The organism is Patescibacteria group bacterium (assembly GCA_038064855.1).
Taxonomy (GTDB): Bacteria; Patescibacteriota; Minisyncoccia; order Ryanbacterales; family GWA2-47-10b; genus SICQ01.
Genome location: JBBTSE010000007.1, coordinates 189,878 through 209,692 on the forward strand (window position 1 = coordinate 189,878; position 19,815 = coordinate 209,692).

The 19,815-nt window shown below is 48.5% G+C and carries 26 protein-coding genes and 3 tRNA genes; 2 read left to right on the plus strand and 27 right to left on the minus strand.

What is annotated here, in order from left to right; all coding sequences use genetic code 11:
- Positions 1–22: 22 nt before the first annotated feature.
- From AAB417_03115 to rpsB, 23 genes are all read right to left on the minus strand, one after another.
- On the minus strand, positions 23–298 hold the full coding sequence (locus AAB417_03115) for a helix-turn-helix domain-containing protein (protein ID MEK7630991.1): 276 nt from the start codon (positions 296–298) through the stop codon (positions 23–25).
- A 140-nt stretch (positions 299–438) separates the two neighbouring features.
- A complete protein-coding gene (rpmG, locus tag AAB417_03120) occupies positions 439–597 on the minus strand; it encodes a 50S ribosomal protein L33 (protein MEK7630992.1) in 159 nt (52 codons plus the stop codon).
- Between the two features lie 40 nt (positions 598–637).
- A tRNA-Thr gene (locus AAB417_03125) sits at positions 638–713 on the minus strand.
- A 31-nt stretch (positions 714–744) separates the two neighbouring features.
- The gene (locus AAB417_03130; protein ID MEK7630993.1) at positions 745–1,059 is read right to left on the minus strand and encodes a nucleoside triphosphate pyrophosphohydrolase; all 315 of its coding nucleotides are present in this window, start codon (positions 1,057–1,059) and stop codon (positions 745–747) included.
- Positions 1,060–1,183: 124 nt separating this feature from the next.
- A tRNA-Tyr gene (locus AAB417_03135) sits at positions 1,184–1,270 on the minus strand.
- 77 nt (positions 1,271–1,347) lie between these two features.
- Positions 1,348–1,593: a GIY-YIG nuclease family protein gene (locus AAB417_03140; GenBank protein ID MEK7630994.1), complete on the minus strand. Its 246-nt coding sequence runs from the start codon at positions 1,591–1,593 to the stop codon at positions 1,348–1,350.
- 101 nt (positions 1,594–1,694) lie between these two features.
- Positions 1,695–4,385 (minus strand): AAA family ATPase, encoded by a 2,691-nt coding sequence (locus tag AAB417_03145; protein ID MEK7630995.1) that lies wholly within the window; start codon positions 4,383–4,385, stop codon positions 1,695–1,697.
- A gap of 4 nt (positions 4,386–4,389) precedes the next feature.
- Positions 4,390–5,637, minus strand: a complete 1,248-nt coding sequence (locus AAB417_03150; GenBank protein MEK7630996.1) for a trypsin-like peptidase domain-containing protein — start codon at positions 5,635–5,637, stop codon at positions 4,390–4,392.
- A gap of 59 nt (positions 5,638–5,696) precedes the next feature.
- On the minus strand, positions 5,697–5,921 hold the full coding sequence (locus AAB417_03155; GenBank protein ID MEK7630997.1) for a NifU family protein: 225 nt from the start codon (positions 5,919–5,921) through the stop codon (positions 5,697–5,699).
- On the minus strand, positions 5,905–6,495 hold the full coding sequence (locus tag AAB417_03160; GenBank protein MEK7630998.1) for a Fe-Mn family superoxide dismutase: 591 nt from the start codon (positions 6,493–6,495) through the stop codon (positions 5,905–5,907). Before AAB417_03160 ends, AAB417_03155 begins: the two co-directional genes overlap by 17 nt.
- Positions 6,496–6,501: 6 nt before the next feature.
- Entirely contained in the window at positions 6,502–6,732 is a 231-nt protein-coding gene (locus AAB417_03165) for a ferredoxin (protein ID MEK7630999.1), read from the minus strand.
- Positions 6,725–7,402 (minus strand): iron-sulfur cluster assembly scaffold protein, encoded by a 678-nt coding sequence (locus AAB417_03170; GenBank protein MEK7631000.1) that lies wholly within the window; start codon positions 7,400–7,402, stop codon positions 6,725–6,727. The genes AAB417_03165 and AAB417_03170 overlap by 8 nt, the downstream gene beginning before the upstream one ends.
- Before the next feature lies 1 nt (position 7,403).
- Positions 7,404–8,687 carry a cysteine desulfurase family protein gene (locus tag AAB417_03175; GenBank protein ID MEK7631001.1) on the minus strand — a complete coding sequence of 428 codons (1,284 nt, stop codon included), beginning with the start codon at positions 8,685–8,687 and terminating at the stop codon, positions 7,404–7,406.
- Between the two features lie 8 nt (positions 8,688–8,695).
- A complete protein-coding gene (locus AAB417_03180) occupies positions 8,696–8,977 on the minus strand; it encodes a metalloregulator ArsR/SmtB family transcription factor (protein ID MEK7631002.1) in 282 nt (93 codons plus the stop codon).
- A gap of 45 nt (positions 8,978–9,022) precedes the next feature.
- Positions 9,023–10,297, minus strand: coding sequence for an FAD-dependent oxidoreductase (locus tag AAB417_03185; protein ID MEK7631003.1), 1,275 nt, complete (start codon positions 10,295–10,297; stop codon positions 9,023–9,025).
- 239 nt (positions 10,298–10,536) lie between these two features.
- Positions 10,537–11,133, minus strand: coding sequence for an isochorismatase family cysteine hydrolase (locus AAB417_03190; protein MEK7631004.1), 597 nt, complete (start codon positions 11,131–11,133; stop codon positions 10,537–10,539).
- Positions 11,130–11,789, minus strand: coding sequence for an HAD hydrolase-like protein (locus AAB417_03195; GenBank protein MEK7631005.1), 660 nt, complete (start codon positions 11,787–11,789; stop codon positions 11,130–11,132). Before AAB417_03195 ends, AAB417_03190 begins: the two co-directional genes overlap by 4 nt.
- Positions 11,790–11,803: 14 nt before the next feature.
- Complete coding sequence (locus AAB417_03200; GenBank protein ID MEK7631006.1) at positions 11,804–12,490, minus strand: phosphoribosyltransferase family protein; 687 nt, start codon at positions 12,488–12,490, stop codon at positions 11,804–11,806.
- A complete protein-coding gene (locus AAB417_03205; protein ID MEK7631007.1) occupies positions 12,487–13,428 on the minus strand; it encodes a ribokinase in 942 nt (313 codons plus the stop codon). The genes AAB417_03200 and AAB417_03205 overlap by 4 nt, the downstream gene beginning before the upstream one ends.
- Positions 13,429–13,608: 180 nt before the next feature.
- Positions 13,609–13,683, minus strand: a tRNA-Thr gene (locus tag AAB417_03210).
- Positions 13,684–13,694: 11 nt separating this feature from the next.
- Positions 13,695–14,132, minus strand: a complete 438-nt coding sequence (locus AAB417_03215) for a hypothetical protein (GenBank protein MEK7631008.1) — start codon at positions 14,130–14,132, stop codon at positions 13,695–13,697.
- 15 nt (positions 14,133–14,147) lie between these two features.
- Positions 14,148–14,594, minus strand: a complete 447-nt coding sequence (locus AAB417_03220; protein ID MEK7631009.1) for an elongation factor Ts — start codon at positions 14,592–14,594, stop codon at positions 14,148–14,150.
- Entirely contained in the window at positions 14,587–15,309 is a 723-nt protein-coding gene (gene rpsB, locus AAB417_03225; protein ID MEK7631010.1) for a 30S ribosomal protein S2, read from the minus strand. The genes AAB417_03220 and rpsB overlap by 8 nt, the downstream gene beginning before the upstream one ends.
- A gap of 98 nt (positions 15,310–15,407) precedes the next feature.
- Between rpsB and rpmE the strand changes: the two genes are divergently transcribed.
- Positions 15,408–15,647, plus strand: coding sequence for a 50S ribosomal protein L31 (rpmE, locus tag AAB417_03230; protein MEK7631011.1), 240 nt, complete (start codon positions 15,408–15,410; stop codon positions 15,645–15,647).
- 8 nt (positions 15,648–15,655) lie between these two features.
- The gene (locus AAB417_03235) at positions 15,656–16,390 is read left to right on the plus strand and encodes a PCRF domain-containing protein (GenBank protein ID MEK7631012.1); all 735 of its coding nucleotides are present in this window, start codon (positions 15,656–15,658) and stop codon (positions 16,388–16,390) included.
- A 68-nt stretch (positions 16,391–16,458) separates the two neighbouring features.
- On the opposite strand, the gene AAB417_03240 is transcribed toward AAB417_03235, so the two are convergent.
- From AAB417_03240 to AAB417_03255, 4 genes are read right to left on the minus strand one after another with little or no spacing between them, the layout of a single operon-like run.
- Positions 16,459–17,289, minus strand: coding sequence for a hypothetical protein (locus tag AAB417_03240; GenBank protein ID MEK7631013.1), 831 nt, complete (start codon positions 17,287–17,289; stop codon positions 16,459–16,461).
- A 50-nt stretch (positions 17,290–17,339) separates the two neighbouring features.
- Complete coding sequence (locus AAB417_03245; protein MEK7631014.1) at positions 17,340–17,762, minus strand: SET domain-containing protein; 423 nt, start codon at positions 17,760–17,762, stop codon at positions 17,340–17,342.
- A gap of 12 nt (positions 17,763–17,774) precedes the next feature.
- Positions 17,775–19,112 (minus strand): lytic murein transglycosylase, encoded by a 1,338-nt coding sequence (locus AAB417_03250; protein ID MEK7631015.1) that lies wholly within the window; start codon positions 19,110–19,112, stop codon positions 17,775–17,777.
- Positions 19,093–19,761, minus strand: a complete 669-nt coding sequence (locus AAB417_03255; protein MEK7631016.1) for a 50S ribosomal protein L25 — start codon at positions 19,759–19,761, stop codon at positions 19,093–19,095. Before AAB417_03255 ends, AAB417_03250 begins: the two co-directional genes overlap by 20 nt.
- Positions 19,762–19,815: the final 54 nt, after the last annotated feature.

Sequence of the window (19,815 nt, forward strand, 5' to 3'; positions counted from 1 at the left end):
GGAGCGGGTTTTGGATGCCAGTCTAGGCGGTAGCCGCCACCTTGGGCCTGCGAACGAGTGTGAGTCGGCGCTCGACGAAATCATCTGCGGGCGATGCCGTCACCTGTGCGATCTCAGACTGGAACTCGCGGAAGAACCAGTTGAGGTCCTCGCCGTAGGCGCGAGCGATCTTGATGATGATCGCAATCGTGGGCGTGCGGCCGCCGAGGTAGTTGTACACGGCTGACAGACTGATGCCTACGCGCCACGCAAACTCCTTGGGCTCGCCTGCCACGAGCATGTTGATACGATCTACCACGAACTCCGAATCGAATGGCTGGTGCTGCTTCTGCACTACGCTCCTCCTTGGTTATGATGGTACTGCTTATTTGTATACTTACCCGAAAATACCCAAAAGTCAACCTAACAAAAAAGCACCCCGAGGGGGAGCTTTGATGTTTATTTCTTCGATTCCTTGTGCTTTGTATGTTTACGGCACCACTCACAATGTTTGCTGGTCTCGATTTTTTTCTCAACTTTGCGAACATTTTTATGCGTATAGTAGTTGTAACGCTTACAGACAGAGCAACGGAGTCGGATTAGGTTTGGTTGCGGCATAGCTAATAGAATATACGATATCGGATAGTTTGTAAAGTATTGGAGCCAATGGACGGAATTGAACCGACGACCTACTCCTTACCATGGAGTTGCTCTACCGACTGAGCTACATTGGCACTAAAATACCGTCAGAATACTATATCTTTTTTATTCGGCACTTTCAAGAAAAATGCGCTTTTCAAACCCTCCACGCCTCGTGCGCTTTTCTTCCTGGATGCGCAAAATATCTTCTTTTGAAAAGCCATGAACTTTCGCCATAGCATCAAGCACCTCGTAGATATCGGCCATCTCTTCTTTACGATCTTCGTCTCCGTGACGCAACTCTTGTACTTCTTCTAAAAGCTTATCATCGAGCGCTTTGAGGTATTCGGGCTCGGCCAACACACGCGTAGTGGGCTTTGAACCATCTTTGATCATAATCTCGGGAACATTGTCCCGAACAAGTTTTCTAAAAATTTTCATATATTTTTTGTGTGGGCAGGGAGGGATTCGCAGCGCCTCCTCAGCGCAGCCCACGGATATTCGCTCGAACCGGTGGCGCTCATATCCGGTTCGAATCCTCTTATTATAAATATGCATTCTGCATTGGTGGGCAGGGAGGGATTCGAACCCCCGTAGCCACATGGGCGCCAGATTTACAGTCTGGTGCGATTGACCGCTCCGCCACCTGCCCGTTGAGTTAGTCAACTAGGATGGGCGTCCCGCTTTAGCGGGATGCATTGACCGCTCCGCCACCTGCCCATTCACTAGCTAGCTTATTTGTAACAACTTTTTGAACATCTCGCCACCCTTCCATGACTTTATCTCTTTTTCGCGTCTCAAAGCAGTAATTCTGTCCTCATACTGCTCGCTGTAAATGAGCTCTAGAGGACGACGATGTTTTGTAGAAATATTGCCACCAGAGTTGTGGCGCAAGAGGCGTTTTTCAAGGTCAGAGGTAAACCCTATATAATGCCTACCATCTTTTTGACTCTTTAAAACATAAATGTACCACATAATTCCACATGGGCGTCCCGCTTTAGCGGGATGCATTGACCGCTCCGCCACCTGCCCGTAGGCAAAAGAATACCAAGATTTTGCCAAAAGCTCAACTACCCTTAGCGGGCGGCGGCTTTTGAGGGCTGTACTTTACGCTTTGGTGGCAGGCTCTTTACCCCGCTATCAAAGCGATATGCGCCACCTTTATGGTCGATTTGTACTTTGGTGCCGTCAGCAATCTTGCCTCCTACCAGCATCTCGGCGAGCGGATTAAGAATCTTATTTTGAATCACACGCTTGAGCGGACGCGCACCATAGTGCTTGTCATACCCTTCTTCGATGAGCGCCTCTTTAGCAGATTTGGATACCGTAAACTCAATGCCTTTTTTGGCGAGACGCATTGATACCAAATCAAGCTGTACGTCGACAATGCGCATGAGGTCTTCTTTGTTGAGCGTGTTGAAGATAATCGTACCATCAAGACGATTGAGAAACTCAGGGCGAAAACGCTGCTCGAGTGTTTTACGGATGCGGCGTTCGAGCTCTTCATGATGACGATCTTCCTCGCGCACGGTGCCATCGAGCTGAAATCCTACCTTGCCCATCTCAAAGACAAACTCGGAGCCAATATTTGAAGTCATGATGATCAGCGTATTTTTGAAGTTTACATGTCTCCCCTTCGCGTCAGTCAGACGCCCATTATCAAGAATCTGAAGCATGATATTGAATACCTCAGGGTGAGCTTTTTCAATTTCATCAAACAACAACACCGAATACGGACGATGACGCACAAGCTCAGTGAGCTGACCTCCCTCCTCGTATCCGACATAACCGGGTGGTGAACCTATAAATTTTGAGATCGCATGCTTTTCCATGTATTCGGACATATCGACGCGTATCAATGATTTCTCATCGTTGAATAAAAACGCAGCCAGGGCTCGCGCAAGTTCGGTCTTACCAACACCTGTTGGACCCAAGAAAATAAACGAACCGATTGGTCGGTCTTCTTCGCTGATACCCGCGCGTGACCTTCGCACCGCATTGGCAACCTCGGTGATCGCTTGATCTTGACCGATAACGCGCTGCTTGAGACCAGCTTCCATGGTCGCGAGCTTTGCCGCCTCTTCTTCGAGCATGCGCTCGACTGGAATACCTGTCCAACGCTGAACGACACGGGCGATATCTTCAGGTCCTACTTCTTCTTTGAGCATTTGGCGAGAGCTTTGGAGCTTGCGTAATCGTTGCTCTTCTTCAGCGAGTGCTTGAGTGACCGAAGGAATGCGTCCATAGCGAATCTCGGCTACTTTGGCGTAGTCGGCGGATCGTTCGGCTGCGTCCGACTCTTGACGCAATTGCTCCATGTCTTTACCAAGCTCGCGAATGCGCGCGATAGTTTCTTTCTCACTTTTCCATTTTTCTTCGAGCGCGCCATATTTCTCTTTGAGACCCGCAAGTTCTTTTTCAAGTACTGACATCTGGCGCTTTGATTTGCCGTCGTTTTTCATTGCTTCACGCTCAATCTCAAGACGCATCACTTCGCGTTTGAGAGTTTCTAAATCAAGCGGCGTTGATTCCATGTCGAGACGCAAACTTGATCCCGCCTCGTCCATAAGATCGACAGCTTTGTCAGGCAAAAAACGATCCGTGATATAGCGACGCGAAAGATCTACCGCCTGCCTGATCGCCGCGTCAGTGATGCGTACGCCATGATGGAGCTCGTACCGGTCACGAAGCCCTCGCAAAATACTGATAGCATCTTCGGGTGATGGTTCTTCTACATAGACGGGCTGGAAACGACGCGAGAGTGCGGGATCTTTTTCAATATATTTTTGATATTCTTTGAGAGTTGTAGCGCCGATCACATGAAGCTCGCCACGAGCAAGGGCGGGCTTGAGCATATTTGATGCGTCCATGGCGCCCTCGGCTGCTCCTGCGCCTACCAAAGTATGAAGCTCGTCAATAAACAAAAGCACATTGCCTTCTGATCGCTGAATTTCTTTGATGACCGCTTTCAGACGCTCTTCGAACTCGCCACGGTATTTGGTGCCGGCAACCAGCGCGCCCAAATCAAGCGCGATAACTTCCTTACCACGCAAGCTCTCGGGGATATCGCCTGACGCAATGCGTTGCGCAAGACCGTCAACGATAGCAGTCTTGCCAACACCCGCCTCACCAATGAGTACGGGATTATTTTTTGTGCGGCGCGAGAGAATTTGAACCACGCGGCGAATTTCTTCTTCGCGTCCAATGACCGGATCGAGCTTTTCTTCGCGCGCCATACGCGTAAGATTGCGCGCGTATTTTTCGAGCACCTGATACTTTGCTTCAGGCGTCTCATCGGTCACGCGTTGCGAACCGCGAATAGACGCGAGTGCTTTAAGTACATCTTCTTTATCAAGTTTGAAACGATCAATGACTTCTTTTGCCTTTGATGGCACTTCCAAAAGACCCAAAAACAAATGCTCAGTTGAAATATATTCATCTTTGAGCATTGCTGCTACCTTGTGCGCGGCCTCAATGACACGCGCGAGCTCGGGGGTCAGATAAAACTGCTGATTGGGCGCGAGCACAAAAGTGCCTCGGCGTTCGTCGAGAATATCAAAAACCACATCAGAAAATTGCATATAGTCGATCTCGAGGCGTTCAAGGATCGCAGAGATAACTCCTTCTTCTTGAAGCAAAAGTGAACCGAGCAAATGCATGGCGCCGAGCGAGTTTTGCCCGCGCTCAACCGCCAGGTCATGCGCGCGCTTGAGAGCTTCTTGCGCTTTGATCGTAAAATTGTTGAACGGGTTATTGAATGGAGGCATATGTTTAGAATTTACGCTCTACGAGTGCTAACTGAATCGCTTGCTCTTTGCCGTCACGGATAAACTTTACTGATATAGTCTCGCCTACTTTATGCTTTTGGATGAGCTCGGCCAAGGGATTGGTAACGGTTGGTTTCTCACCACCGAATTCGGTGATCACATCACCAGTCTTGATCCCTGCCTTGTCTGCAGGAGAACCTGCGGTCACTGCGGGACTACCATCATCACTCGCACACAAGGCGCCCTCGGTAATTGATAGCTTGCGTTCTTTCGCAATATCGCCGTCGAGCATGATATATCGTATACCGAGAAACGGATAAGATATCCTGCCAAACTTCTCAACATCACTGATATCTTTTTTGATGATATTGATAGGTAGCGCGAAGCCAATATTTTCTGCGCCTGAGGCGACTGCCGTATTGACACCTATCACCTCGCCTGAAAGATTGATGAGTGGACCACCTGAATTACCCGGGTTGATAGCGGCATCGGTTTGGATAAGCTGACGCAATTCAAATCCTGATGCAACCACGGTGCGGCTCAACCCTGAGACGATACCTACCGAAATAGTATTTTGAAACTCGCCAAGTGCGTTACCAATGGCGATTACTTTTTGACCAAGCTGTGCTGATGCAGAGTCACCAAGCGCGATAGTAGGAAGACCCTTGGCATCAATTTTAAGAATGGCTACATCTTGAAGCGGATCGCGGGCAAGTACCTTGGCAATGTATTTTTTACCATCATTCATAAGTGCCGTGTATTCAGCGTCGCGATCTTGTACCACATGGCGATTTGTTACAACAAGGCCATCATCGCGCACGATAAAACCAGATCCCGCAGATATTTGTTGCTTTTGAGTGCCTTTTTGACAAAGCGCGGGTACACGAAAATCAGGGAAAAATTGGCTCAGCGCGTCATCCTCGCCAAACGGCGAAACCATACACTGCTCAACCTTGGGTAAATCTTTGGTGGCGATAATACTCACGACAGCTGGTGAGACGCGGCGTACCACATCAACCACTCGCTGTTCTTCGGTGATGACATTTATGGTCTTACCCTTGTCATCTGAATTTGAATCATCATTGTTGCTCACCGCCTCAACAGTCCTTTCAACAACGCGCTGGATAGTCTGCGTGACCGTTTGCGGTGATTGATCATAGAGCGCAGCCGTAACTATCGCCGTGGTAAATGATACGACGATACTCATCAGTAAAAAGAGTAGTACAAGTTGTGTTTTAGTGAGGTCTTCCATAGAAAAACCAGCTTATCTGACTAAGGTGATTATACAATAAAATTGCCTGTCTGCAAAGGTTATTCGACGGCTTCGACTCTCTCGATGCCATTGAAGTTTTCTTTGAGGATCATCTCGATGCCTTCTTTGAGGGTGAGAGCTGCGAGCGGACAACCCTTGCAAGTACCTTTGAGGCGTAAGTTTACAACACCATCTTGATAGGAAACAAACTCCGCATCTCCGCGGTGGAATGCCAGCATAGGGCTTACCTGCTCTTTGAGTACTTTTTTAATTTCTGATTCCATATTTTTCTATCAAGCCGGATACATGCGACCAATCGATATTTTTGAAGAATGCTTCGATATACGCTTTGCGTGCGGTAGCGTAGTCAATGAAATACGCGTGCTCATAGACATCCATGACCAGAAGCGCCACCGAATTCCATACGCCACCTTGGTTGTGCGTATCACACACGACATTGCGCAAACGCTTGTCATCAAGGTCATAGGCGAGCACTACCCAACCGCGCGCACAAAGCCCGAGGGCTTTGAACTCGGCTGCCCAATGCTCTACCGAACCAAAGTCACGAATAATAAGATCAGCAATGATACCTGCTGGCGCAGAAGTACCTTCGAACATATTGTCGAAATAGCCCTCATGGAGCTTCACGCCGTTTAATGCAAAGGTCTCTTCTATCTTTAACGCACGAAGGTCGGAAAAAGTAGCGTTGGCTGACGCAAGATCAGCTGACTTGAGCTTTTCATCTATCTCGTCAACTTTCTTTACATAGCCGGCATACAGCACATCGTGATGTTCTTTGAGCTGACGCTCAGAGATGCCTTCGAGTTTTGTGTATTTTAATGGTTTTGGTGTGTGCATAATATTTTATGGATAGATTTGATTGCCTTGTTCATCAAATAAAAGAATGGCGCGCGTAGGGCATGATTGTGCCGCGAGCAATATCGTCTCATCATCAGCGCCTTTTGGGTTGGTGACGATTGCCTTGTTTTCTTCGTCGAGTGAAAAAACGCCCGGTGCGATTGCCACGCATGATGCCGCCCCAATGCAAAGATCGCGATCAACATGAATGCGGGCGATTTTTGGTATATTAGCCATAATATTTTTCAGCGTAAAAGCGAATAAGTTGCTCAATATCCGTGATAGCTTCTTCACTGAGCCCTACACCCACTTTAAGCTTTTTCTGTACTTCTTCCAAGGTTTGCGCACCCTCGAGCACCGCTTCTTCGATATCTTTATCGGTGATATTAAGCCTGTCATCAATCACGCGCGCGCCTTCAACCACGATTTTTTCGTTCTGGCCTGTCTTGCGGTAATAATCATTTGCCGTTTTTTGAAATGCTTTGTCGGCCAACACCGAGCAGTGAATCTTACGATTTGGAAGGCCGCCCAACCGCTGCATGATATGCTGGGGTTTTACTTTGAGTGCTTGGTCAACCGTCAGACCATCATTTTCGGTGAGCATCACTGAATACATTGAGGTTGCGGCAATCGCCGAACCACAGCCAAATGTTTTCCATTTGAGATCTTTGATGCGACCCGTCTCGGGATCGACTTTGATCCACATGTTCATCATATCGCCGCACGCGGGGCTACCTACCATGCCCGATGCGTCATACTCATCCTCGACGGGCGCGTCGAGTAAAATATTGCGGGGTTTGAAAAAATGTTCTTTGACGATGTCGGAGTAATACCACTTCTCACCCGTGTAGTGGTTGATGACATCGATCTTTGCCCCTGTTAGTTGTTTGTTGTCTTGTGTATCCATATTATTTATAGTTTTTTGAAGTTGCCTTCACTCGTAATCCCTCTCCTGCGAACGCTTCTGGATGCGACATGCCTGTAGCGTCTTCCGAGACCGTTATCGGAGAGATGCGCCGGAGTGTTTTCACCACATCAGGGAGTACCTCCATCACTTTATCGATTTCTTCTTTAGTTGTGTTTCTACCGAGCGTAAATCGAATGGAAGCATGAGCATACTCATAGGGGCGGCCAAGTGCCAAGATCACATGCGAAGGATCGAGCGATTCAGAAGTGCACGCTGATCCGGTAGAACATGCGATACCGTGTACATCAAGATACAAAAGGGTCGCCTCGCCTTCTATATCAAGAATAGAGACATTGATATTGTTTGGCAGGCGGCGCGTGGCATCTCCATTGAGTACGGTGCGGTGAATCTCGCGCGTGAGGCGTGAAGTAAAGTAATGACGCAAATCTTCAAGGCGCGTTGATTCTGCCTCTCGCGCGTCTGACGCGATCTGGAGAGCGGCTGCGAGACCTATGATACCTGCGACATTTTCAGTACCAGCTCGGCGCTTGCCTTCTTGTGCACCACCAAAAATAATGGGGCGCATACGCGTGCCACGGCGGAGATACAAAACGCCCGATCCCTTGGGCCCATAAATTTTTGATCCGTTGAGTACGAGCATATCAGTGTTAAGTTTTGTGATATTTAAATCGAGATATCCTGCCGCCTGACACGCGTCAGTATGAAAAAAAGGACCACTCGACAAGTCAGCTTTTGCTGCGCGATACTTGCGTACAATCTTGCCGATCTCCGCTACGGGCTGGATAGTACCAATCTCGTTGTTGGCGTACATGACTGATACCAAAATCGTATCGGCGCGGAGCGCGCGCTCGATATCTTGTGGATCGACAATGCCATCTTGTCCTACCGGCACGAGTGTGATCTCAAAACCCTCTTTTTTGAGTGCGTCGAGTGTGTGGAGTACGGCATGGTGTTCAATAGTAGTCGAGATGATGTGGCGACCCTTATCAGCGTATGCTCGTGCGACACCTGCGAGTGCCATCGTATCACCCTCAGTACCGCCCGATGTAAAAATAACCTCATCGGCGTGCGCGCCTAAAATATTTGCGATAGTCGTGCGCGCAGTATCAACAGCATCTTTGGCGCGTCGCCCCTCGCGATAGAGTGAGCCCGCGTTGCCAAACTCTTCGGTCATATATGGTGTCATGGCAGCCAAAACACGCCCGTCGAGCGGAGTCGCGGCTGCGTGATCCATATAGATTCGTTTGATGTTGTCAGTATTCATTTGGATTTTTAGACTTTGATCTCCGCTGAAAATACGCCGCATCCTTTGCATGGAAAATTTTCATTGAATGAATAGTAGATCTCGCGGCCCTTGCGTTCTTTTGTGATAAGCCCCATATCATCGAGCATTTTGAGGTGATAGGAGACGGTGGGTTGCGTGACGCTCATAACCTCGGTTATGTGAGCGACATTGACTTGTTTTGTCTTGATCTCACGCAAAATACGAAGACGGGTACTATCAGAGAGTACCCGAAAGCAATTTGTGCACGAGTGTGCGGGCGCATCGGACATATAGACAAGTATCTATATTTCTAGCTAAAAGTCAAGCGCGCGGTGTTACGCGTCGTTTCGTACAAAAAGGCGCAGTTCGTGCACTGCGTAGCGGAGCGCGGTACCCAAAGGCAAAATGGTCACAAGATACTTGATGAGTACGACATACTTGAGCACCCACGCAAAAAAACCAGTCCAGCGAAAACTACCAGCTTCCAAAAGCGCGAATTTACCACCAATAGGGATGATAAACTTGGACGGCTTTGGCTTGTAAGGTGCCGGCGTCGCCTTGGGATTTTTTATAAGCACACGAATAGCACGCGACACATATGCGCCTTCATGAAGTGCTTTTTGCGCGGTCATAGGCATGGGTGCACCCGTTTTCTTATCAAAGGTTGATGCTGTATCCCCCACCGTAAAAATATTTTGATACGGGCTTACGCGCAGATTAGGATCAGCGGTCAGACACATTTTTTTATCAACGCCCACTCCTTTGACGATCGAGCCTTCACACGCGCCTTTCACACCTGCCGTCCATATCAAAAGATCAAAACCAAACGGCCGCTTTTCTTTGCCCAGATATAAAAGGTTTGGCCACACATCGACGATGGCACTACCTGCGAGCACTGTCACGCCCAAATCTTTGAGACGACGAGCCGCGCGCGCGCGCGCCCACGGTGCCGATGTGCCAAGCACGCCTGCACCCGCCTCCACTACGACACATGCCCAGTTGCCCGTAGGGCGGCCATGGAGGTGCGAGAGTTTTTTCATATATCCTACGAGCTCGCCTGCAAGCTCAACGCCTGTAAATCCCCCGCCGCCGATGACCACGGTGATTTTTTTATGTTTTGGCGTTGTTAGAAAAAGCTCATCGATGCGATTACGAATATTGCCAGCCTCATTGACTGATTTTAGACCAATAGAGTTTTGCTCAAGATGCGGTATAGAAAAATAATTTGTCTTGCTACCAAGTCCTACCACCAAATAGTCATAGTGTAGCTTGCGCCCCGTATCAAAAATAATAGAGCGCGTTTCGGGATCTACTGAAGTTATCTCGCCTTGCTCAATCTTTACCGCTGGCATGTGCGCGAAGATATCACGCAGAGGAATTGCGGCCGATGTGAGTAATTCACGGTTTTCAGTGCGCTGTTGTTTTTTGGTCTCGGGCAACTGTTCAGGACGAAAGAGTGTCGCCATCTCATAAAACTGTGCGTAGAGCATGTGATACGGATTGCGATCGACAACGATAACTTGCGCAACTTTTTTCTTTGCCAAATCGCGCGCAACACGAATGCCGCCATACCCACCACCCAAAATCACAACCAACGGTTTATGATGCATGCGGTGAGTATATCACGAGATTAGTGAAGCGAGCTGTTGATGGAGCCACCTCTCGGATTTGAACCGAGGACCTTCGCTTTATTAAAAATTTCTAAACTGCGGAAGCCCACTGCAAAGCAACGCACTACAAGTTTGCCTCACAAGCGGATACAGGAGAAATATTCCTCAGATTTTTGCGGAAAGAAAAAAGGCTCTGCGGATGGTATCCACAGAGCCCATTAGGTTTGTATGAACTGAGATTAGTTCAGCTCGGGAACATCGGTGCTTTTTGCAACCGTTGCGACCTTGGCAAGAGAATGGAGCGCTTGTGCGTGATCTTCTTCGTTGCCAGCACCGCAAAGATCTTCGAGCACCACGACTCGGAAGTCGCGATCATGCGCTTCTCGGGCGGCCGACTGAACGGCCAAGTCCGTTGCGACACCGCCCAACAGGAGGGTATCCGTCTTGAGCGTCCGAAGAATTACCTCAAGAGAGGTCGCGTAGAAAGCGCTCACGCGGTGCTTGGTGACGAGGAAATCTGCATCGGTCTTTTTCAGAGACTGATGGATCTCCGTCGCCCAAGTACCGAGCTGGAGCGCACCAAACTTTTTGGCGACTCCAAAAAGCGGGGAGGACTCGGGCCATTCGCGATAGTCGCTTGAGAAGCCGACCCGCACGAAGACGATGGGCATGTTCTTTGCTCTCGCCCTCGTAATGGCGGTGTTTACGTTCTCGAGCGTTCCGTGCGCTTTTACAAACGCCGGATAGCCCTTGCCCGCGAACCTTCCTTTTTCATCAACGATCTCATTGATGAAGTCGATAAGGATGAGTGCTGTATTCATATTTTCTCCTTTCATGGTTGTGTTTTTGGAGAAAGACCTTGCAGAAACTCCGCGAAGTCTTCCGCTGTCTCTAGGATGCACTTTGGTGAGAACTTTTTCAAGTAACTCGGCGGATGATATCCGTAACCGACACAAGCGATGTCCACCGGAACATCGCGACAGTAGAGTACGTCGCTCGCGAGATCGCCGATATACAATGTTTCCGTAACGTCGGCATTGTACAGAGCGAGCGCGCTACGAATTTTCTCCGTCTTTGTTTTGCGATGTTCTCTGCCGTAGACTCCTTGCACGAAATTTTCATCGAACTCTTCACACTTGCGGAGAATGGCGTACACCGCCTCCGAATAGCTTGAAGTGATGATGATTTTTGGCAAAGAGCAGCACGATAGAGCACGCACCACCTGGTGGAACGGTTCCACTTCGGTGGCACGCTGATTCATCGCACCTGAATGGCGATCAAAGAATATCCCTGTTTCCTCCTCATTTAAACCGAAAGGATAGAGCGAGTATCGTAGCTCAACGCCGTACACCCGTGTCATATCCTCGCGAGTTCTGACTTCGGGAATTGTCGGGAATTTCTCCCGCAGACGGTTAATCTCCTCCATGCAAATCTGCAAGCTATTGGAGATTACGCCGTCAAAATCGAGAAAGAGCAGGCGATACTTTTTCATTTATCACCCTCCTCCTACGCTTCCTTCAGAAGCGGCCAGTCGTATGCCCTGGGAGCCTTGTAGAACTCCTCGAGCATTTCGGCCTGTTCCTGCGTGAGATAGCCCAACCGCACACCAACCTTGAGGACGTTCGGATAGCTCGTGAGAGAGTAGATACCGCCCAAGTTGAGCGACTCAAACTTCTTCCACATGCTCTCGAAGCACCAGTTGGTGATGGTGATGAACCCGAGCGTCTTGATATGGAATTCCCAGTCAAGCGCCTCGATTCCCTTGAGGATGGTGTCACCGCTACCACAGAGATCGTCGATGATCACGGCCTTAAGGTTATGTTCGGGGTTCCCCTCAACCAACTGCCCAACGCCATAGCCCTTCGGCGTACCTCGGATGAAGGCCATGGGGAGCGTCATGCGAGTCGCAATCCGCGCTGCCCAGGATACCCCGGCCGAAGCCAAGCCGACGACGATCTGCGTTTCCGGAAACTTGAGACGAATGATCGTCTCAATGTACGCTGTGCACGCCTCGTAGGCGAGGTACGAGCGGTTGAGGTATCTGCAATTGCAATAGCAGGGAGCCCGAATACCACTCTTCCAGACGAACCAGTCCTCGCGCTTCCTCTGGAAGTCAACGAGATATGATTCCGTCTCAAACAGAAGCTGTGCTGTGTGGTCGCCGATTTCCTGATTCCAAACTGTCGTCTTCATTTCGTTTCTCCTTTCATCTTGTCGAGGTTAAACGTGTCCAGCTTTGGAAACGATGGACTTGCGCCCTTTCGTTGGACGCTGTATGCCGCTGCTTTTTGAGCGAAGATCAAACTCTCATTAAGTGAGTAGCCTTTATGCAAGAATGCGACAAGCGATCCGCAGAAACAGTCACCAGCTCCGGTGGTATCAACCACGCGAGAAACCTTTTGCGCTGTCTGTTTGATCACTCGTCCGTTTTGTATCGCGACAAGACCGTTTTCGCCAAGTGTGACCACGACGATTTTGTTACCTATTCTTCGCGCCCATTCGAGAGCCACTTGCGCGACTTCGTCTGGCGACGAGATCGTCCCCGCCATACCTGCGGCTTGCGCCAACTCCAACTCATTGAGTACAAACATGTCTGTTTGCTCAATAAGCTCATGTGGAATCGGTTGCATAGGTGAGGGATTGAGGATTGTTACTGCTCCCCAACTTTTCACCTTACTGAAGGCGTAACGAATGTGATCGAGAGGGACTTCAAATTGTGAGATGAGATACCTGACGGCAGAACTCTGTCGCTCCAAGTATCGCTCAATCGTCTTCCGTTGAAGTAATGAATTGCTCCCAGGAATGACAATAATTTGATTGTTGCCCCCGTCGTCCACAGCGACAATCGCCGTACCAGATGATGATCCTGTTTGCTCAATAGCGTCGACATCCACATCGGCGCTAATCAAATGACTGCGTAGCAGTTTTCCGAACTCGTCGCCTCCTAGTGCTCCGATTAAGTCTACCGGAACATCCATATTGGCAACTGCAATGGCCTGATTCGCGCCTTTACCACCTGGCATAAGGTCGCAAGAAAGACCCGTGATCGTTTCTCCTACTATCGGGAATTTTTCAACACGGACAACCACGTCCATGTTGATACTTCCCAGCACACATACTCTGGAAATCATGGCTGTCCTCCGTTTTAGGTTTTCAATGAACACCTCAAAACAATTTTATAATTCGTTCTATAACTAACACAAAAAATAGTTATTGTAAAGAGGTGTTTTTCAATTGGGAAAAAATTAGCCGTATGCTCCTCCTGCATATTATCCGACAAATTATTAATCAAAAATCAGAAAGTCTAATATTGGAGCCACCTCTCGGATTTGAACCGAGGACCTTCGCTTTACAAAAGCGTTGCTCTACCACTGAGCTAAGGTGGCGTTATTATTTTTTAACGGGCGTGGTTGGAAATATCTTTGCCGTGCGGATCGGTATCACCCAAGATACGGCTTCGAGATACATTACTTACTTTTTTCCATGTATGCATCTGTTTCCAATAGCTTGATTCGCGTGGAATCACGCGAAAACGCTCTTGAATCATCATGCGCATCTCTTTGGTCTGCCCCGCCATATGACCCGCGAGTCGCTCAAATAATTTGAGAACGCGGTCAATGAGCTTGAGAAACAATTCTTTTGCACTCACACGGTACCAGCGATCAAGACGATCGAGCTGATTCACCACATATGAACGCACTACGGCGTTTTCAGGAGACTGTTCGGGAGCCATGCCTTCCGTCTGGGTAGACACACGAATCTCGTGCAAGTGCCGTAGTGGCACGGCAAGCATACCTACGATTCCAACAAGAAATGCGGCGACAAGTATCACCATGCCCATAGTGTACCTCTAGAGCTCGTAGCGGACAAACTGCCCGACTATAATGCGTTCGCCAAAAGATGCTGACGACGCGCTGATGAGATCAGCAATAGTCAGTGTAGGATTTTTAACAAAAGGTTGAGCTAAAAGCTCTGCCACTGATGCCGGATTTGTAGCCGCGATATGCATAGCTATTTCATGCGCAAGTTTTACAAACTCCTCGTTGCGTGAGACAAAATCAGTCTCTGATCGGATCTCGAGCAATACGCCTACGCGCGAACCACTGTGGATATACGCCTCGATGCGACCCGCATTGGTCTCGCGTGATTCTTTTTTGGCGGCGGCGTCAGCTCCAAGCTTTGTAAGCGCTTCGCGAGCTTTTACCTCGTCGTCACCTGCCTCAATAAGCGCTTTGCGAATAAGCGCTACCGATACTCCAGTTTCTTCGCGAAGTTTTTTGAGAAGATCGTTATTCATGCGCCTCGGCGAGTCCTTTGCGATATGCCTCGGTTATCTTGTTGATGACAAAATTGATGCTCTTTGTGGCGTTGTCGTTGCCGAGAATCGGATAGGTCACTGATGCCGGATCACAGTCACTGTTGATGAGCGCGATAATAGGAACTTTTTTTACCTTTGCCTCTGCGACCGCGATACCTTCCTCGCCCGCGTCGATGACAAACATTGCCTTGGGCATACCATTGAGATTCGCCACGCCCTCGAAGTCGCGCGTAAGGCGATCAATCTCGCGCTGGATGCGAAGCTGTTCGTGCTTGGTATATTTTTGGAGTTCGCCTGATTTTTGTTTTGAGAGTAAATCTTGCCAGTAGTTGATACGATCACGAATGATCTTGTGATTGGTAAGCATGCCGCCAAGCCAACGAGTCGTGACATAGGGATGACCAAGCGCGAGCGCCGCTGCCCTTACCAAAGGAGCTGCTGCCGGCTTGCTACCTACCCACAACATAGGATGCTTGTCGCGACCGAGCTGCTCTACATACGCGAGTGCAAGCTCGAGATGATCCCATACCTTGTCGAGCTGGAAAATTTCCATATTGCTCTTTACGCCCGCGATAAAGGGGCGCATACGAGGATGACGGCGTGTGCGTGCATAGCCAAAATGAACCCCTGCCTTGAGGAGTGGGTCAAATTTTGCGTCGTATCCTTCGCGTTCTGCGGCTGGCGTCGGTTGCATAATGTTCTCCAGTATACGAAAAGAGTATCGGTTTGGCAAGCCCCTTGCACGGAAAGGACTTTCCTGATATCCTAGCTGGTATTGGCAAAACCTTTTATATGAAAGCAGATATTCACCCACCATACTTCGCCGATGCAATCATCGCTTGCGCGTGCGGAAATAAGATGAAATTTGGATCGACCAAACAGTCGATTGAAGTTGAAATTTGCTCACAATGCCACCCCTACTACACCGGTAAAGAAAAGCTTATCGACACTGCCGGTCGTGTAGACAAGTTCAAGAAGCGCCTTACCAAGGTATCTGACAAACCCACTCGCCGAGGTAAATCTCGTAAATAACATCATCTATGGACGGAGTCATCCTCGAAGTACGCGCAGGCGTCGGGGGCAATGAGGCCGCGCTTTTTGCGGGAGAACTTGCCTCGATGTATACCAAATACGCCCAGCGACAAGGCTGGCGCGTAGTTTTGATTAGCGAATCAAAAGCTGAAGTAGGCGGCATCAAAGAAGCTATCTATGAAATCAAAGGTACCGGCGCACATGCCGCTTTCAAAAACGAGTCAGGCGTACACCGCGTACAGCGTATCCCCAAGACCGAAAAGGCAGGGCGTATTCATACATCCACCATCTCTGTCGCCATACTCAAAATGGTAGAAGCACGCGAGGTCGTCATCAACAATGGGGATATTGAAGTAAGTTTCTCACGCGCGGGAGGCCCCGGCGGACAAAATGTAAACAAAGTAGAGACCGCTGTGCGCCTTACCCATAAGCCTACCGGCATCGTCGTCTCATCACGAGAAGAACGCTCACAGCTTGCCAACCGTGAACGAGCGATGGATGTCTTGCGTGCAAAACTCTATGAGGCACAACATGTGGGTGCGGCAGGAGAAAGGCAATCAGAGCGCCGAGACCAGATCGGCACCGCAGACCGATCAGAGAAAATCCGCACCTACAACTTTCCTCAAGACCGCATCACCGATCACCGCATCGGCAAAAAGTGGCACAACATCGAAAAGATCTTGAGTGGCGACTTTGACCAGATCGTCAAAGCGTTTGCGAAACAATGTCTTGATATTACCTGAAGAATGATACCGCTATCCACATCCCAACATTCTCCACCATCCAGCGGTCTAATCAAGGGCCTATATAATTACTTGAATCGAATGGGAACGATAAATTTTTTTCCGACATCGTCATCCTTCTCTCCTTCGCTACTAAATTTTAGATAACCGGTGGGAGTTTCTAAATAACTCATCGTCTCTCTGTCTCCAACCATAGCCTCAAAGGAGGTAGGAAGCTTCAACCAGTCACTTGTCGCCACTAAAATTTCTGTGTTACTAATCGGTTTATTATTTGCATCATATACCCGTACCGTGCCTACCTCGCCTTCATTCCCAAACCATCCATTGCCATTGATGGATCCCTTTACACTAACTGGCAATGCCACCGAATCATTTGGCTGAGGAACGTTTATAATAATCCCCGTAAGTTCGCTATTTTGATTATTGCTTGCACACCCATAGAGCTGATTTAATTTCTTGCGTGTTGCGGAGCCAACATAGCCAGTACCGTGTGAAAGACCGTTTGGTGTCAAAATTTCGCTGCGATATTTTTCTTGGAAACCGACGACTGCTGAGGCGACCTCATCTTCAAAAACTGCTATTCCAAAATTTTCTCCAGTTGAGTAATCAGAAAAGCTATTTCCTTCTTTTGCCAGAGCTCTTATTAAGTGACCTGTCTCTAAACCCTTATCTCCTACTTTAAGATTTATATTAAAGGTATGGCACCATGCTGTCGGTGATGTCGTGGGAGCTCCGCCCGTGAGTGAAGACTCGGCGTTAGCGACAACGCTAGCTTCTGCACCAAACGAGCGCAGAAGTCCGAGTATCGCATCAATCTGCTGCTGAGTAAGTCCTGCCGCAGACGCGGTAGATGCCATCGCAAACAATCCAATAATTGTCCCGAAAATGATTTTTTTCATATTGGTTTTAGTATAACTCTTCCAAAAAAAAATGGGGGGGTTATCCACAGCTATTGCGCATCAACCATCTTTCCGTTTTTACGGAAACGATAGGGGCTTTTGTCAGCGGCGTCACCATTGTAGCTCGTACAAATCTCCTCACCTTTTTTGATGGGTTTGATAGCAGTAAATATCAACACTTCGTCTTTTTCGCGATACACATACTTGGCATTTGGCGTCCAACTGTGGTTGTAGATAGACCCAAGCCCGAGGCATATAGCCGCTTTTTTTGAGTCAGTACCCCAATCAAAATAATGATTAAAGAGCTCGGTTTTTTTGATATATTCTTTCTCAGCCGCTGACATCACAATCACAGGAGCAACCTCAATCACATCGCCTTTTTTGAAATTGCGTTCGGCAATAATCCCCCGCCCGCGATCTTTTGTTTTCTGTATACGAATACCAATGCCTTGTACTAAAAGGTTTTTTTTCATAAAGAGAGGTTGTTAGCGTCCCGCGATACCTTGGATAAGATCGATCTGACTTTGATATTTCTCAACTTTGGCAAGTACTTGATTGCCGTACGCACGACCCAGTGATGACTTCCAATTGCCACCAGCAAAATATTTTGCGGCCGCCGTATGCTCGCCCGCGCGCGTGTTCGCGCCAAGCTCGCCCAAATAAATAGCTGACGCCATAAACGCGTCTTCAGGGACCCATGGATTGGGCGGGTTATGGCCGGTTGCCGCCGCAATTTTTGATATATAAAGTTCCCATGTCGATGGGATAAATTGTGCGGGCCCCATCGCACCTCCCCATCCGACAGACATCGGGCACGAGAGTGGCATGGTGTCAGGATTGAGGCCGAGGGCCGCGGTAATACGCAAGTAGGGGGCGTGATCGCGCGCAGGTTTCATGATGGCGCGCCATTTTTTAGCATCAGAGCTTGTAGGCAAATTACACTGGCCCACATTGCTCCCCAGTGCTGATTCCTGCCCAATAACACCAAGAATAAAGGCCGGGCGTACACCTGTTTTCTTTGAGGCCTTTTCTGCATATTCGACCGCCTTTTCAAAAGGGATCGAGGGGGAGCCCTGCAACAAAAAGAGTTGAGTACGAATGCTCGCGGCATTCTTTTGCCTGTCGGTAACAAGTTTTTTGTATTCTGACTCCTTGCCTTTCGTAGCTTTCAAAAGATCTTTGCGCTCACGCTCTTGCGCCTCTAGCTGCTTGCGCTCAAGCTCTTGCAGGGCGCGAAGCTCGGATTGTTCTTGTTTTTTGTCGACAAACTCGTCGCGGGCGACCTCTTCCTCTTTTTTGGTAGTGCGGAGAATATTAAAAGAATCCTGCAATGACTCTTGTACCGTATCAAGCGACTCAATATCACCCAAAAAGTCTGACATTTTCTCATACGCGAGCATCGATTCCAGTAAAGAAACTTCGTCGTATTCAGCGAGCGTACGCAAACTTTCGGCAAGCGACAACTTCTCACGATCTACTTTTTGGATAATTTCTGTAATATTTTTTTCTTTTTCACTAATCTTACCCTGTAGTGTCTGAACGGTAAGATTAAAAGCCTTGATCTGAAGCTTTGTTTTGGTTATTTTGGCATCTAAAATATCAATATCGCGTTGAAAACTCGCGGCCTCTTGGCGCTTGCCCTCTATCTGCACCTCAAACTGTTTGATTTCTCCCTCGATGCCTTCGAGTTCGCGTAACAGCTTGGCACGATGATCGATAACAGCGCCTGAAAGTTCTTGGGCTCGCGCAAACCATCCGGCTGAAATGATGCCGGTAATTATGAGGAGAACACCGAATAAATATTTATTCTTCACCTGAAGCATCTTCTGCCCCCTCCTCTTCTTTCTTGCCCTTCTTTTCTACTGCAATATCTTCAAGGTTTATACTTACCTGATTTTCAAGAGATGCGAGCTCTTCTTCTGATCGTGGAGGAACAACCTTAACGATCAAAGCATCGTTATTAGCTATAATCTGTACGCCGCGAGGAGGTTTAATATCTTCTAATGATATAGTATCTGCGAATGTTTGGAGCAGGCCAAGATCAACTGAAATCTCGTGGGGCAAATCTTTTGGCAATGCTTCAACTTCTATCTCATGCATCACTTTCACTAAAACGCCGCCCAAAGATTTGACAGCTTCTGATTCACCGGTAAATGCAATCGGCACATGAACCTTAATGGTTTTGTCAGCTGCCACTTCATGAAAATCAACATGGAGCGGTAAAGATTTTACTGGATCAAAAGTAATCTCGTGGATCAACACGCTCTTTTTGCCACCATCTTTGATATCGAGCTCGATCATGCCTGACTCACCGGCATACCGGTATGCCTTGAGTAACTCTTGAGCGCCTACAGAAAGTGAAGATGGCTCACCTACGCCACCATAGACAATCGCAGGAACAAGGCCTTGCGCACGAAGGTCTTTTACTTTTTTACCGAAAACGATACGCTTATTAGCAAGTATTTTTTGCATTCCCCTATAATACCAGAAACCCTAAAAAAATACCAGATACCCTTTGAGAGTAAG